Origin of the sequence: Labrys sp. 22185 (assembly GCF_052045555.1) — a bacterium.
Taxonomy (GTDB): domain Bacteria; phylum Pseudomonadota; class Alphaproteobacteria; order Rhizobiales; family Labraceae; genus Labrys; species Labrys neptuniae.
The window spans coordinates 338,397-353,135 of sequence record NZ_JBQEPH010000004.1 but is presented as its reverse complement, the minus strand read 5'-3'; the positions used below and the strand labels follow the sequence as shown (position 1 = coordinate 353,135).

Below are 14,739 nucleotides of genomic sequence, written 5' to 3'. Positions count from 1 at the left end.
GCCCCAGCGCCACAAAGCTGCCGGGGCCCACGTACATCTGAGTATCGTCAGAACGACCCGCGACGATGTCGTCGAGCCGTGCTGCACCGCTGAGAATGGTCAACATTGTGTGATGAGTCAATCAAAGGGACTGCAAAGCCTCCTTGCTTGACCTCCGGCACTATCATATTACCGCAAAGCGAGGACAGTTTGCCGTGCCATCCTTGGCGAGCCGGCATGCCGGCCCGCCAATCACTGAACCCCTGGAGCAGCAGGCTTCAGCTTCCTTCCGGCTCGCCCATCGTCGCCGCCGTCACCGTCGAAGGTTTGGGCTTCTCGCGGAAGAGCTTGCGCACGATCAGGCGGATGGTGACGTAGAACACCGGCGTGAGGAAGAGACCGAGGAAGGTCACGCCGCTCATGCCGAAGACCACGGCCGTGCCGATGGCCTGGCGCAGTTCCGAGCCGGGGCCGGTGGCGATCATCAGCGGCACAGCGCCGAGAATGAAGGCGAAGGAGGTCATCAGGATGGGGCGCAGGCGCAGCCGGCAAGCCTCGACCACAGCCTGCCAGGGCGTGTCGCCGTGGTCCTCGCGCTGGCGCGCGAACTCCACGATCAGGATGGCGTTCTTGGCGGCGAGGCCGATCAGCATGACGAAGGAGATCTGCGTCATGATGTTGTTGTCCATCACCTTGACCCACCAGTCGCCGAAGATCGGCAGGCCGCGCGCCATGCCGCCGAGCAGCGCTCCGAGGATGGAAAGCGGCACGATCAGGATGATGGCGAGCGGCAGCGACCAGCTTTCATACTGGGCGGCCAGGAACAGGAAGACGAACAGCACGGCGATGCCGAACACGAAATAGATCGTATTGCCGACCGAGCGCTGCTGAAAGGCGATCTCGGTCCACTCATAGCCCACACCCGGCGGCAGCACCTCGGCCGCCGCCTTCTCCATCAGGTCGAGTGCCGTGGAGGAGGACACGCCGGGTAGGCCCGAGCCGCTGATATAGACGGACGGATAGAGATTGTGGCGCATCACCGTGTCGGGGCCGGTGCGTTCCTCGAAGGAGATCAGCGAGCCGAGCGGCACCAGGACACCATTGGCGCTGCGGACCTTGAGGCGGACGAGGTCCTCCTTGTTGAGACGGTCGCCCCCTTCGGCCTGGGCATTCACCTGGAAGGCGCGGCCCAGGCGCGTGAAGTCGTTGACATAGGCCGAGCCGACATAAACCTGCATCGCCTCGAAGATATTGCCTATCGGCACGTTGAGCATGCGCGCCTTAATGCGGTCGACATTGACGAAAAGCTGCGGGCCATTGTTGGACAGCGTGGTGTAGACCTGGGTGAGGCCAGGTGTCTGGTTGGCCTTGCCGATCAGGGCATTGGCGGCCTGCATCAGAGCTTCCGACCCGACGCCGCCGCGATCCTGCACCTGCATCTTGAAGCCGGCACCAGTGCCGAGCCCCTGGATGGTGGGAGGCGGAATCACGAAGACGAAGCCTTCTTCGATGGCGAAGACGCGCTTTTGCAATTCGCCCACGATGGCCTGCGCCGACAATCCTTCCTTCAGGCGCTCGTCGAACGGCTTGAACGGCACGAAGATGGTGGCTGCATTCGAGGCGGCGGTGAAGGTCGCGCCGGAGAAGCCGGCAACGCCGATGACATGGGCGACGCCCGGGCTGCCCGCCGCGATCTGCTGGGCCTTGCGCACCACGGCGTCGGTGCGTTCCAGCGAGGCGCCGTCGGGCAACTGCACCACCACGATGGCGTAACCCTGGTCCGAATCCGGCACGAAGCCTTCCGGCACTTTGGTATAAATATGCCAGGTGGCGAAGAGCAGGCCGGCATAGATCAGGAGGAACACTAGCTTGTGGCGGGCCGCAAAGCCCACCGTGCCGCCATAGCCGCGCGACAGCCTGTCGAAGCCGTGATTGAAACCGTCGCCCGCGGCCCGAAGCCAGCGGAACAGGAAGAAGCGGCTGCGGTGCTCCGGATCATGCGGCTTGAGCAACAGGGCCGCGAGCGCCGGCGACAGGGTCAGCGAGTTGAAGGCCGAGATCACCGTGGCGGCCGCGATGGTCACCGCGAACTGCTGGTAGAACAGGCCCGATATGCCCGGAATGAAGGCGGTCGGCACGAACACCGCGCACAGCACCAGGGCGATGGCGATGACGGCGCGGCCGACCTCGTCCATGGTGACATGGGCCGCCCGGTTGGGCGTCATGCCGTCATGGATGTTGCGCTCGACATTCTCCACCACGACGATGGCGTCGTCGACCACGATGCCCACCGCCAGGATCAGCCCGAACAGAGTGAGCATGTTGAGCGAGAAGCCGAGCCCTGCCATCACCGCGAAAGTGCCGATGATCGAGACGGGAATGGCGATGATCGGAATGATCGCCGCGCGCCAGGATTGCAGGAAGACGAAGACGACGATCACCACCAGCACGATCGCTTCGAAGAAGGTCTCGTAGACGGCCTCGATCGAGGCCGAGACGAATTCGGTGGGATTGTAGACGATGGAATATTTCAGCCCCGGCGGAAAGGCCTTGGCCAGATCGTCCATCTTGGCCTTGACGCGATCGGCGGTAGCCAGCGCGTTGGAGCCGGGCCTCTGCAGCACCGCGATGCCAACGGTGGGCTGGCTGTCGAGATAGAGGTTGGAGCTGTATTGCTTGGCGCCGACCTCGACGCGGGCGACGTCCCTCAGCTTGAGCAGGCGGCCATCCGGCGTCGACTTGATGATGACGTTCCGGAACTGCTCGGCGTCCTGGAAACGGCCCTGGGTGGTGACCGTGATCTCGCTGGTGGTGTTGTTGGGTGAGGGTTGGGCGCCGAGCGTGCCGCCGGAGACCTGCACGTTCTGCTCGCGCAGGGCCTGGACGACCTCACCCGCCGTCAGATCGAAACTGGCCAGGCGGTTCGGATCGAGCCAGACGCGCAGCGAGGGCTCGCGCAGGCCGAAGGCGAAGGTCGAGCCGACACCGTCGACACGGGCCAGGATGTCGTTGACGTTGAGAATGGCATAGTCGGAGATGCCATAGTCGTTCAGCGAATTATCCGGCGAATAGAGCGTGACGATCAGGAGGAAGTCGGAAGACGATTTGTTGACCGTGATGCCCAGAGCCCGCACTTCGGCCGGCAGCCGCGGCTCGGCCGAGGAAACACGGTTCTGCACCTGCACCTGGGCGATGTCGAGATCGGTGCCGGTGGCGAAGGTGACGGTGATCTGCAGCGAGCCGTCATTGGTGGCCTGGGAGGTCTGATAGATCATCCCTTCCACGCCGTTGATCGACTGCTCCAACGGCGCCGCCACAGTCTCGGCGATGGTCTGGGCGTTGGCGCCGGGATAGGTGGCGTTGATCACCACCGTCGGCGGGGCGATCTGCGGGAACTGGGCGATCGGCAGGCCGACATAGGAAACGAGCCCGATCACCACCGTGACGATCGAGACGACGGCGGCAAAGATCGGGCGGTCGACGAAGAAATGGCCGAATTTCATGGGCTGCGCTCCCGATCAGTTCGGGTCGGGAACGAGCGTTTCCGGCACGTCCAGCTTGGTGGGTTGCGGCACGACCTCGCCACCCGGGCGGGCGCGCATCTGGCCGTTGATCAGAACCTGGTCCTCGGGCTTGAGACCCGACTTGATCACGCGGAACGAGCCGAATTTCGGCCCTAGTTCCACCACGCGCGGGTTGGCGATCTTGTCGGCGCCGACCACGATGACGGTGCGCCCCTGTGCCGACTGACTTACCGCAACATCCGGCACGACCAGCGCCTCATAGGGCTCGCCGATGGTGATGCGGATGCGCCCGAACAGGCCAGGGGCCAGGAAGCCGTCGGCATTGGCGACCTTGGCGCGAGCCGTCACGGTCCCGGTCTGGGCGTCGACCTGCGGCGCGAGATAATCGAGCGTTCCCTTATGGGAGAACCCCTTCTCGTCCGACAGGCCGATCTCGACCTTCAGCGTGGGATCCTTACCGCCGGTGTCCAGCTTGCCCCTGGAGGCCCGCTGATAGGCAAGATAGCTCGCCTCGTCGAGGTCGAAGTAGAAATAGATCGGATCGACGGCGACGATCGAAACCAGCGGCGAGGTCGAGTTGGCCACCACCAGATTGCCGCGCGAGACGAGCTGGCGGGTAATCCTGCCCGAGATTGGGGCGGTGATGGTGGCGTAGTTGAGGTCGAGTTTGGCCGTCGCCAGCGCCGCGCTGGCCGAATCGATCGAGGCGGCCGCTTCCTGATAGGCCTGGAGGTTGGCCTGGTAGGTGGCATCGGTAACGTTGCCGGTCTTCTTCAGGGCTTCAGCACGCGCCAGATTGGCCTTGGTCAGGTCGATCCGGGTCTGTGTGATCTTCACCTGGGCGGCCGCCTGGTCGACTGCGGCCTGGAACGGGCGCGGATCGATCGCAAACAGCACGTCGCCCTCCTTGACGAGGGAACCTTCCACGAAGCTCGACTTGTCGAGATAGCCGGTGACGCGTGAGGTGATGTTCACCTGCGGCCAGGCCTGGAAGCGACCGGTGAATTCGACCGATTCGGTGATCTTGCGGGCGACCGGGTTGGCCACCGTGACCGGCATGGCCGGCATTTGCTGGGCGAGCGCAGCACCCGTCCCCTCGAAGGCCGCCAATGCCAGCACGCCGGCGGCCAGCCGACCCATTCTGCGACGCAACCTCGACATGAACATCCTCGCAAGCAACGCGCCTCAGCCAAGCCACCCGCATGGCTAATGGCCTTGTCGCGGGCACTGGAGCTGGCGTCTGGAAATTTTGCAGGATTTCCCAGCCTGCGCCGCCAGGGCAGGGTCGGAGATCCTGTTCAGCGCTCCACCGGCCGGAATCGCGGTCGAATCGCCGTGTGAGCCTTATAGTATGATAATTCTTAGCGCTTTGATCCAATCAAGATCGACGCCCTGCAACCATGAGTTGGGACTTGGTGCAAATCCGCAACAGCACCGTCATTTCTCGCGCCCGTGCTTGACACCCGCTTGGCTACATTCCGATCGGTGCGAACCGGCGGTGCCGGCTTCACCTCAGAAACGAGGCGAGGCCCTCTCGCTGGCTTCTGAAGCCAGCAGCGCCGCGCCTGCGCCGGTTTGCGCAAATATGCGGGAATGTCGTCAGCTCAGGGCGCCGTCCCCTCGCGCCCGATGCTCTCATAGCGGAAGCCGTGCCGCTTCATGTCTTCGAGCCGGTAGATGTTGCGCAGGTCCACGATCACCGGCTGCGTGAGCAGGTTCTTGACCCGCTCGAGGTCGAGCGCCCGGAACTCGTCCCATTCGGTGACGATCACCGCGACATCGGCACCATCGAGACAGTCATAGGCACTGGAGCGATAGCCGACATCGCTCAGAACCTTGTGGGCCTCCTCCATCGCCTGGGGATCATAGGCACGAACCTTGGCTCCCTTGTCCTGCAAGGCGAGCACGATCGGGATCGAGGGGCTGTCGCGCATGTCGTCGGTGTTCGGCTTGAAGGCAAGGCCGAGCAGGGCCACCGTCTTGCCGGCGATATTGCCGTCGAGGGCCGCGATGACGCGGCGGGCCATCGCCGCCTTGCGGGCATCGTTGACGCCGACCACCGCTTCCACGATGCGCAGGGGCACGCCATGCTCCTGGCCGGTGCGCAGGAGTGCCAGCGTATCCTTGGGAAAGCACGAGCCGCCGAAGCCCGGCCCGGCATGCAGGAATTTGGAGCCGATGCGGTTGTCGAGGCCGATGCCGCGCGCCACCTCCTGCACGTTGGCACCGGCCTTCTCGCACAGATCCGCGATTTCGTTGATGAAGGTGACCTTGGTCGCCAGGAAGGCGTTGGCGGCATATTTGATCAGTTCGGAGGTGCGCCGGGCCGTGAACAGCAGCGGCCCCTGGTTGAGATGGAGCGGGCGATAGACCTCGGCCATCACCTCCTTGGCCCGTTCGTCCTCGGTGCCGACCACGATGCGGTCGGGGCGCTTGAAATCCTCGATCGCCGCCCCTTCGCGTAGGAATTCGGGGTTTGAGACCACGCGGACATCGGCGTCGGGCCGGACCTCGCGGATCAGCCGCTCGACCTCGTCCCCAGTGCCGACCGGCACGGTCGACTTGGTCACCACCACCGTGAAGCCCTCGACCGCCGCGGCGATCTCGCGTACCGCGCCATAGACATAGGACAGGTCCGCATGGCCGTCGCCGCGGCGCGAGGGCGTGCCGACGGCCAGGAACACCACGGCTGCATCGCGCACGGCGGGGGCGAGCTCGGTGGTGAAGGACAGGCGCTTCTCGCGCACATTGCGCGCCACCAGATCCTCCAGGCCCGGCTCGTAGATCGGCATGCGGCCGGCCAGCAGGCCCTCGATCTTGGCCGGATCCTTGTCGACGCAGGTGACGACATGGCCGAAATCGGCGAGGCACGCCCCCGTCACCAGGCCGACATAACCCGTACCGATCATTGCAACGCGCATGACATCAATCCTGTTTGGGCGACTAACCCGTCAGAGGCGTGTCTACAAAAGGCCCGGCGACATGCCAATGACGAAAAAGGAAAAGCAGCACTGCGGGAAGGCCCAGCCGGAGCGCCTCTATGTCTCCAGCCGCAGCGACCAGCCGCGGGCAGAAGGCCTGAGATCGGCGCGCGCCAGCGGAGCGGCCTCGATGCGCCAGAAGGAACGAGGCTCGCTGCCGAGGGCATGAATGATCGCCGCGCGCAACACCGAGGCATGGGTAACGGCCAGCGTGAAGCCCTCGAACCGCTCGCCATCGAGCCAGGCGCCGACCCGCGCGATCAGGGCCGCAATGCTCTCTCCGCCATGCGGGCAGGCCTGCGGATCGGTCAGCCACGCCCCAAGCGCTTCGGGCTCGGCGGCGGCCACCGCCTCCAGGCCAAGCCCCGACCAGCGGCCATGGTCGCATTCGCGCAGTGCCTCGTTGATCTCGGGTTCGAAGCCGAGGGCCTGCGCCGTCTGGCGGGCCCTGAGCGCCGGACTGCTCAGGATGCGGGTCGCCTTGGCAAAACGCCACTGCAGGTCCCGGGCCGCCTGTGCCCCCCTTGCGTCGAGCGCCTCGTCGAGCGGAAACCCCGCCGCACGCAGTGTGGGCGTCGCGCCATGGCACAGCAGGGTCAGGCGTGGCGTCATGAAGGCATTTCCCCAAGATAAAGTCGCTTCCGGAATATTGACATATCCGTGACTTGGGCTCTTATGGAAGAGCTTTGCCAAGGGTGGGAAGCCGGTGGAATTCCGGCACGGTCGCGCCACTGTGAACGGCGGCGCTGCGGCGTCAATCCGGAAGTCAGACCTCTTCCAAGGCAGCATGACTCGTAACGGGACGCGTAATCCCAAGGAGCTTTTCATGACCACCGCAACTCTGGCACCCGTCGCCCAGCAGCCGATCGCCATCCCGGTCCGCGAGATCCTGCCCTGGGCGCTCTTCACCGTGCTCCTGGCCGTGCTCGCCATCTATTTCGTCGGCGCCGAACAGGGCGCAACCTCGCTTATTCCCGGCGTCTACATCCACGAATTCGTGCATGACGCTCGCCATCTGCTCGGCTTCCCCTGCCACTAGGGCGCTTGGACACACGACATGGTTAGATCGCTTTTGATCCGGGGGATGCTGATCGGCATCCTGGCCGGACTGTTTGCGTCTGGCTTCGCCTGGGTGTTCGGTGAACCCCAGGTCGACGCAGCCATCGCTTTCGAGGAAAGCCACGCATCCGAGCCGGCGCCCGCTCCGACAGCTGCGCCGGCTCCCGGCGCTGCGCAGACGACCGCAGCCCATGAACACGAGGAAGAGCCGGTCAGCCGGCCGGTCCAGGCCAGCTACGGGCTCGTCACAGGCATGGTCGTCTATGGCGCAGCGCTCGGCGGCATCTTCGCCCTGATCTTTGCCTTCGCGCAGGGCCGGATCGGCAGCCTCAGCCCGCGCGCAACCGCCGGATTGATCGCCGTCATCGGCTTTGCCGCCATCATGGTGGTGCCGCAGATTAAATATCCCGCCAATCCACCGGCCGTCGGCAATCCCGACACGATCGGCCTGCGCACCGCCTTCTATTTCGGCTTGATCCTGCTGTCCCTCGTGACGATGGCGGCGGCGCTGGGCACCGCGAACCGGCTCGCCGCCAGCCTCGGCCGCTGGAACGCCAACCTCGTGGGGGCGGCAGCCTATCTGGTGGTGATGGTGGTGGCCATGCAGATCTTGCCAACGGTCAACGACATCCCGGCTGATTTTTCGGCCACGGTGTTGTGGAAGTTCCGTATCGCCTCACTCGGCATCCATGCCGTGCTGTGGGCGACGCTGGGGATCGCCTTCGGCATTGCAGCACAGAAACTGCTGCAGGCCCCCGCTCGCCGCTGAAAAGAGGCCGGTCAACCGCGTCAAACGTCGCATTTTTACAACACTGGCCCGATTTCAGGCCGGTTTTCAAAATTTATTTCATTTCGCACTTGCGAAATGAACCGATGAGGATCACTTTAGGGGCGTGGCGGATGCGCCTTTGCGCTCCCCCACTGCCCTCCTTGGGCGTTTCCTCCCTAAGACTTGGGCCGCCATTTGGGCGGCCTCTTTCTTTTTCGGGTCAGCGGACCCCATATTTCAAATTCTGCAGCGGCATTTCGCCTTGATTAACCCCAGGGCAAAGCGTGCTCAGCTATGAACGCTTGGTTGCTCTCGCTTTCTGGTTCCAAGCCATTCCCATGGATTGGCTGAAGCGTTTTTGCGATTTGATGTGCTTCGTTCAAGTTACAAAACGCTCTTGCGTCCAAGCTCGCGCTTGCCCATTTGTGTTCACCCTCGCATAGTGTGTCATTATGGATCTGGACTCGCCCTTGTTTGATCGCATCCGGGTGCGCCCAAGGGCCGAAGAGGTCCAGCCGGCGAGCGTACGGCTATGCGAACATGCCGGTTGTCGGAACGCCGGCGAATTTCGCGCGCCCAAGGGGCGCAACCGCGAAGGCCAGTTCTGGCATTTTTGCCTGGAACATGTGCGCGACTACAACAAGACCTACAATTATTTCGCCGGCCTGCCGGACGACTCGGTGAGCGCCTATCAGCGCGATGCCGCCACCGGCCATCGCCCGACCTGGACGATGGGGGTCAATCCCTGGGCCAAGAAGCGCGGCGAAGGGCCGCAACCCGGCCCCGAGATCCATGACGGCTTCGGTTTCTTCGACGAGGATCACGGCTTCCGCCGCCCGCAAGGGACGCCCGAACCCGAGAGACGGCGGCTGAAATTGCTGGAGCGCAAGGCCCTCGACGCGCTCGATCTGCCGGAAACGGCCAGCGGCCCGGAAATCAAGGCGCGCTACAAGACGCTGGTCAAACGTCTCCATCCCGATGCCAATGGCGGGGACCGATCCAGCGAAGATAAATTGCGCGGGATCATCCAGGCCTATAATACGCTGCGTAGCGCCGGGCTCTGCTGAAGCGACGCATAAGAAGAGGATTGTCGGCTGCGCCGCCCTGGCGCCAGCCAAGGAAGGCATAATGACTGACGCAACGACACCGGCCAATCTGCCGGACATCATGGTTTCGGCCAAAAAGCTGTTTGGTTTCGATACGGATCTCGAAGTACCGGCCTATTCCCAGTCCTCCGACCACGTCCCGGACCTCGATCCCGATTATCTTTTCGACAAGCCGACGACCCTGGCGATCCTGGCGGGCTTCGCCCACAATCGCCGCGTAATGGTCACGGGCTATCACGGCACGGGCAAATCGACGCATATCGAGCAGGTCGCCGCCCGCCTCAACTGGCCCTGCGTGCGCATCAATCTCGACAGCCACGTCTCGCGTATCGACCTCGTCGGCAAGGACGCCATCGTCCTCAAGGACGGCAAGCAGGTCACCGAGTTCCGCGACGGCATGCTGCCCTGGGCCCTGCAGAACAACATCGCTTTGGTGTTCGACGAATATGACGCCGGCCGGCCCGACGTGATGTTCGTGATCCAGCGCGTGCTGGAAATCTCGGGCAAGCTGACCCTGCTCGACCAGAAGCGCGTGATCCGCCCTCACCCGGCCTTCCGCCTGTTCGCCACCACCAACACGGTGGGACTGGGCGACACTTCCGGCCTCTATCACGGCACCCAGCAGATCAACCAGGGCCAGATGGACCGCTGGTCGATCGTGACCACGCTGAACTATCTGCCGCATGACAAGGAAGTCGACATCGTGCTGGCCAAGGCCAAGCACTATCAGAAGAGCCCGAACGGCCGCGACATCGTCAACAAGATGGTACGCGTGGCCGATCTCACCCGCAACGCCTTCATGAATGGGGATCTCTCCACCGTGATGTCGCCGCGTACGGTGCTGACCTGGGCCGAGAACGCCAATATCTTCCACGATATCGGCTTTGCCTTCCGAGTCACCTTCCTCAACAAGTGCGACGAGCTCGAACGCAGCCTCGTGGCCGAGTTCTACCAGCGCGCCTTCGGGGCGGAGCTGGCCGAAAGCTCGGTCAACGTCGCGCTCCCAGGATTGACGGCATCATGACCACGACGAACCGCAAGCCCGGCGAAAAGCCCAAGGACGTTCCCAACGACGCCTTCAAGCGCTCCGTCGCCGGGGCCTTGCGCGCCATCGCCCGCAAACCGGACCTCGAAGTGACCTTCGCTTCGGAAAAGCCCTTGCTGATGGCCGACAAGGCGCGCCTGGCCGAGCCGCCGCGCAAGCTCGACGCCCATGTCGCGGCGATCGTGCGCGGCCAGGCCGATGCGATGGCGCTCCGTCTCGCCTGCCATGACCCGGCAGTGCATCGTCGCCACGCCCCGCAGAACGAGCAGGCGCGCAGCGTGTTCGATGCCGTCGAGCAGGCCCGCTGCGAGTCGATCGGTTCACGCCGCATGGCCGGGGTGGCCAACAACCTCACCGCCATGCTCGAGGACCGCTATTTCCGCGGCGGCAAATATGAGGACATCCGTGTCCGCGAGGAAGCGCCCGTCGAGGATGCCCTCGCCTTGATGGTGCGCGAGAAGCTGACCGGCCTTGCCCCGCCCGAGCCGGCGCGCAAGCTGGTGGATCTGTGGCGCCCTCTCATCGAAGAGAAGGCCGGCAAGGACCTCGCCCGCCTCGACAGCGTGATCGAGAACCAGCGCGCCTTTGCCCGTGCCATGAACGATCTCCTGACCCATATGGGCCTGTCAGAGGAAGCACAGGCCGATACGGACGATTCCGACGACCGTGAGAATGACGCCGAGAGCGAGCAGGAAGGCGAGAACCAGGAGAACCAGGGCGAGGTCCAGGACGATTCCGAATCCATGAAGCTCGAGGAAACCGAGAGCGAGGATGAGGAATCCCAGGACGGCGAGACGCAGGACGCCGAATCGCCCTCCTCCGACCTGCCGGACGATACCGAGACGGGCGATGCCGAGGAGGCGGCCCAACCCTGGCGGCCCCCCGAGCATCGCGACAATGAGCGGCGCGCCAGCGACTACAAAGCCTTCACCACCCGCTTCGACGAGATCGTCGAGGCGGCGGATCTGTGCGACCCCGAGGAACTCGATCGCCTGCGGGCCTATCTCGACAAGCAGCTTTCCAGCCTGTCGGGCGTGGTGGCGCGCTTGGCCAACCGGCTGCAGCGCCGCTTGATGGCCCAGCAGAACCGCTCCTGGGATTTCGACCTCGAAGAAGGCATGCTCGATCCGGCCCGGTTGTCGCGGGTGATCATCGACCCGACCTCCGCGCTCTCCTTCATGCGCGAGCGCGACACCGATTTCCGCGATACGGTGGTGACGCTGCTGATCGACAATTCCGGCTCGATGCGCGGGCGCCCGATCACGGTGGCGGCCACCTGCGCCGACATTCTCGCCCGCACGCTGGAACGCTGCGGCGTGCGCGTGGAGATCCTGGGCTTCACCACGAGGGCCTGGAAGGGCGGGCAGTCGCGCGAGAGCTGGCTGCAGGCGGGCAAGCCGACGTCGCCCGGCCGCCTCAACGATCTCAGACATATCATCTACAAATCGGCCGACGCGCCCTGGCGCCGGGCTCGCAAGAGCCTTGGCCTGATGATGCGCGAGGGCCTGCTCAAGGAGAACATCGACGGCGAGGCGCTCGCCTGGGCGCATCAGCGCCTGCTCGGGCGCTTCGAAAGCCGGCGCATCCTGATGGTGATCTCGGATGGCGCTCCGGTCGACGATTCGACCCTGTCGGTAAACACCGGCAATTATCTGGAGCGCCACCTGCGCTGGGTGATCGAGGACATCGAGACGCGCTCGCCGGTGGAACTGATCGCCATCGGCATCGGCCATGACGTCACGCGCTATTACAAGCGGGCCGTCACCATCGTCGATGCCGAGGAGCTCGGCGGCGTCATGACCGACAAGCTCGCCGAACTCTTCGAGGAAACCGGGGCGTCGGGCTCGCGCCGAGCCGCGGCGTGAGCTCCCGGCAGCCGCCTCTCTGGCATCGGGCCCTGTTCGGGCCGATGCCCCTGGCCTATCCCCTGGCCGCGGTCTGCGCCGGCCTCTATTTGCTGGCCGTGCTGTTCACGGCCTGGCTGGCCGGCTCGCCCGAGAATTTGGGGCGGATACTCTGGCAGCCTTCGCAGGGGATTCTCTACGCGCTCGGCACCGGCGGCCAGGTGCCCTTCATCCAGGGGCGGGTATGGACCGTGTTCACCGCACCCTATCTGCATGGCAGCCTGCCCCATCTGGCACTGAACCTGTTCTCGCTGCTCCAGGTCATGCCGATGGTGGAGCGGACCTATGGGCGGCTGCGAGCCTTCGTGATCTACGCCATCGGCGGCATTGCGGGTGCCGTCGCCTCGGTGCTGTGGGGCGAGGTGTTTTCCCTCGGCGCCTCCGGGGCGATCTTCGGCCTGCTCGGTGCCATCGTGTTGTACGGTGCCCGGCGCGGCGACGCCTTCGGCCGGGCGCTGATGACCAATGCCGCCTTCTGGGCCGGCCTCAACTTCCTCTACGGGCTGCTCAATCCCGGCATCAGCAATGCCGGCCATTTCGGCGGCTTTCTCGGCGGCCTGGCCGCCGCCGTGCTCATCACCCGGCGCATCGGTCCTTTCCAGGACCCCCGTCGCCTTGCCTTCACGCTTGCCAGTCTGGCACTGCTCGCCCTGGCCTTCGGGCTTGGCAACACGACCTCCCGGGTCTGGCAGTTCAGCATGAATGACCAGAGCGCCGCGACGAACAGCGGCAACGAATCGGCGGCTGCGGAAGTCCACATGCTGCGTGCCCTCGTCCTGGCCCAGCGCGACGATTACGAGGGAGCGCTCCGGGAAGTGGATCTTGCGATCAAGGGCGGACGCGACGATGCCGTGGCGCTCAACCTGCGAGCCTGGTCCCTGTTCAAGCTCGGCCGCGCCGAAGAAGGCCTGGCCGATGCCGAGGCCGCGGTCAAGGCGGCGCCTGACGAAGGCGCCATCCTCGACACCCGCGCCCATATCTACGAAGCCCTGGGCCGGCGCGAGGAGGCGATCGCGGACTACAAGGCAGCGCTGCGCCTGATCCCGAACGAGCCCGAAACCCAGGCGGGCCTGAAGCGGCTGACCGGCGAGAATTGACGACACATCGAGCCAAGGCAATCCCTCCCCTACCCAGGCTCGCCCGCGTTTCCTGAAACGCATTCCGGGCGTAGCCGAACGCGATCGAGGTCTCGCTTCGCGGCGAAACATGCTCCCACCCGTATCTCGATGCATTTGCAGGCATGCGACCACGGGGCCAGAATTTCGATGAAGGCATGGATCATATGTTGGGCTGTCGCCCTTGGCGCCGCGATGATGGCGCAGCAGGCGCTGGCCGCCGATGACGGTGCCGGTGTCCGCCGGATTATCGTTCCTTCCAGGGAGCGCGCCACCGATCTCGAGGTGACGGTATGGTATCCCGCCCGGCCCGGCGGCGAGCCCGTCATGCTCGGTGACGGCGAGTTCTTCACGGGAACGCCCGCACGGCGCAATGCCCCCATCCGGCCGGGGAAATTTCCGCTCATCCTGCTCTCCCACGGAGCTGGCCTGGCCGGCAACGCCCAGGCCCTGAGCTGGATTGCGGCCCCCCTGGCGGAGCAAGGTTTCGTGGTGGCGGCCCCCACCCATCCCGGCAACACCGGGGCAAACCGGTCCGCCGCGGAGACGATGAAGCTCTGGCTGAGACCCGCCGACATCAGCGACAGCCTGGATGCGATGGAGAGGGAGCCTTTCTTCAAGGATCATTTGAGTGCTGGCGACATCGGCGTTCTCGGCCTCTCCATGGGCGGCAACACGGCGCTGGCTCTGGCCGGGGCCCGTATCGATCCCAAGCTTCTGGCCGCTTATTGCGACACCGATCGGCTGAATCCGTCCCTCTGCGATTGGGTCCGGCAAAGCCGCGTCGACCTTCACGCCCTGGATCTGCAATCGGCCGGCCGGAGCGGTCGGGACAGGCGCATCCGCTTTGCCATGGCGATCGATCCGGCTCCCATCGATGTCTTCGACTTCGAGAGTTTTTCGAGCATCGACATCCCGGTTGCCCTCGTCAATCTCGGCCGGGCCGAAAGCATCCCGCTGACGGCGCAGGCGGCGGGGACCGCCAAAGCCATCCCGGTCTCGACCTATGCGACGATCGCGGTTGCCAGCCATTACAGCATGTTCGCGCTGTGCAAACCGGGCGCCGAGGAGATCGCCAAGGCGGAGAAAGTGGGGGATCCGATCTGCTCGGACGGCGGGGGCCGGTCCCGACAGGCGGTTCATGCCGACCTGATCGAAAGGGCAGTGGCCGCATTCAGCAGGGCATTGCGAACCACCCCGTAGAGCGTCGGTCCCTACCACCGAATCGGATACATCGAAGGCGGAGCGCTCTAGCCG

11 protein-coding genes and 1 riboswitch are annotated in these 14,739 nt (G+C 64.7%); of the genes, 7 read left to right on the top strand and 4 right to left on the bottom strand.

Annotated features, from left to right (window positions below):
* Nucleotides 1–257 precede the first annotated feature (257 nt).
* The 4 genes from ACTJKX_RS11590 to ACTJKX_RS11575 form a co-directional block, all read right to left on the bottom strand.
* Nucleotides 258–3,482, bottom strand: a complete 3,225-nt coding sequence (locus tag ACTJKX_RS11590) for an efflux RND transporter permease subunit (RefSeq protein WP_440725344.1) — start codon at nucleotides 3,480–3,482, stop codon at nucleotides 258–260.
* 15 nt (nucleotides 3,483–3,497) lie between these two features.
* Nucleotides 3,498–4,664: an efflux RND transporter periplasmic adaptor subunit gene (locus ACTJKX_RS11585; protein ID WP_367626143.1), complete on the bottom strand. Its 1,167-nt coding sequence runs from the start codon at nucleotides 4,662–4,664 to the stop codon at nucleotides 3,498–3,500.
* A 443-nt stretch (nucleotides 4,665–5,107) separates the two neighbouring features.
* Complete coding sequence (locus ACTJKX_RS11580) at nucleotides 5,108–6,424, bottom strand: UDP-glucose dehydrogenase family protein (protein ID WP_440725343.1); 1,317 nt, start codon at nucleotides 6,422–6,424, stop codon at nucleotides 5,108–5,110.
* 117 nt (nucleotides 6,425–6,541) lie between these two features.
* Complete coding sequence (locus ACTJKX_RS11575; RefSeq protein WP_440725342.1) at nucleotides 6,542–7,096, bottom strand: histidine phosphatase family protein; 555 nt, start codon at nucleotides 7,094–7,096, stop codon at nucleotides 6,542–6,544.
* 37 nt (nucleotides 7,097–7,133) lie between these two features.
* A riboswitch (cobalamin riboswitch) is annotated at nucleotides 7,134–7,280 on the top strand.
* A 30-nt stretch (nucleotides 7,281–7,310) separates the two neighbouring features.
* On the opposite strand from ACTJKX_RS11575, the gene ACTJKX_RS11570 reads away from it, so the two are divergent.
* From ACTJKX_RS11570 to ACTJKX_RS11540, 7 genes are all read left to right on the top strand, one after another.
* Nucleotides 7,311–7,523, top strand: coding sequence for a CbtB domain-containing protein (locus ACTJKX_RS11570; protein ID WP_068284091.1), 213 nt, complete (start codon nucleotides 7,311–7,313; stop codon nucleotides 7,521–7,523).
* 18 nt (nucleotides 7,524–7,541) lie between these two features.
* Complete coding sequence (locus tag ACTJKX_RS11565) at nucleotides 7,542–8,312, top strand: CbtA family protein (RefSeq protein ID WP_440725341.1); 771 nt, start codon at nucleotides 7,542–7,544, stop codon at nucleotides 8,310–8,312.
* A 470-nt stretch (nucleotides 8,313–8,782) separates the two neighbouring features.
* Nucleotides 8,783–9,379, top strand: a complete 597-nt coding sequence (locus tag ACTJKX_RS11560) for a J domain-containing protein (protein WP_311937665.1) — start codon at nucleotides 8,783–8,785, stop codon at nucleotides 9,377–9,379.
* A gap of 61 nt (nucleotides 9,380–9,440) precedes the next feature.
* The gene (cobS, locus tag ACTJKX_RS11555; RefSeq protein ID WP_440725340.1) at nucleotides 9,441–10,442 is read left to right on the top strand and encodes a cobaltochelatase subunit CobS; all 1,002 of its coding nucleotides are present in this window, start codon (nucleotides 9,441–9,443) and stop codon (nucleotides 10,440–10,442) included.
* A complete protein-coding gene (gene cobT, locus ACTJKX_RS11550; RefSeq protein WP_394311168.1) occupies nucleotides 10,439–12,328 on the top strand; it encodes a cobaltochelatase subunit CobT in 1,890 nt (629 codons plus the stop codon). The genes cobS and cobT overlap by 4 nt, the downstream gene beginning before the upstream one ends.
* Nucleotides 12,325–13,464, top strand: coding sequence for a rhomboid family intramembrane serine protease (locus ACTJKX_RS11545; RefSeq protein ID WP_311937670.1), 1,140 nt, complete (start codon nucleotides 12,325–12,327; stop codon nucleotides 13,462–13,464). Before cobT ends, ACTJKX_RS11545 begins: the two co-directional genes overlap by 4 nt.
* Nucleotides 13,465–13,632: 168 nt before the next feature.
* Nucleotides 13,633–14,685 (top strand): alpha/beta hydrolase family protein, encoded by a 1,053-nt coding sequence (locus ACTJKX_RS11540; protein ID WP_440725339.1) that lies wholly within the window; start codon nucleotides 13,633–13,635, stop codon nucleotides 14,683–14,685.
* The last annotated feature ends 54 nt before the right edge of the window (nucleotides 14,686–14,739 follow it).

Bases quoted from the DNA above. Each gene is read 5' to 3' on its own strand.
- ACTJKX_RS11590 (WP_440725344.1), bottom strand. From the start codon at position 3,482: ATGAAATTCGGCCATTTCTTCGTCGACCGCCCGATCTTTGCCGCCGTC.
- ACTJKX_RS11585 (WP_367626143.1), bottom strand. From the start codon at position 4,664: ATGTCGAGGTTGCGTCGCAGAATGGGTCGGCTGGCCGCCGGCGTGCTG.
- ACTJKX_RS11580 (WP_440725343.1), bottom strand. From the start codon at position 6,424: ATGCGCGTTGCAATGATCGGTACGGGTTATGTCGGCCTGGTGACGGGG.
- ACTJKX_RS11575 (WP_440725342.1), bottom strand. From the start codon at position 7,096: ATGACGCCACGCCTGACCCTGCTGTGCCATGGCGCGACGCCCACACTG.
- ACTJKX_RS11570 (WP_068284091.1), top strand. From the start codon at position 7,311: ATGACCACCGCAACTCTGGCACCCGTCGCCCAGCAGCCGATCGCCATC.
- ACTJKX_RS11565 (WP_440725341.1), top strand. From the start codon at position 7,542: ATGGTTAGATCGCTTTTGATCCGGGGGATGCTGATCGGCATCCTGGCC.
- cobS (WP_440725340.1), top strand. From the start codon at position 9,441: ATGACTGACGCAACGACACCGGCCAATCTGCCGGACATCATGGTTTCG.
- cobT (WP_394311168.1), top strand. From the start codon at position 10,439: ATGACCACGACGAACCGCAAGCCCGGCGAAAAGCCCAAGGACGTTCCC.
- ACTJKX_RS11540 (WP_440725339.1), top strand. From the start codon at position 13,633: ATGAAGGCATGGATCATATGTTGGGCTGTCGCCCTTGGCGCCGCGATG.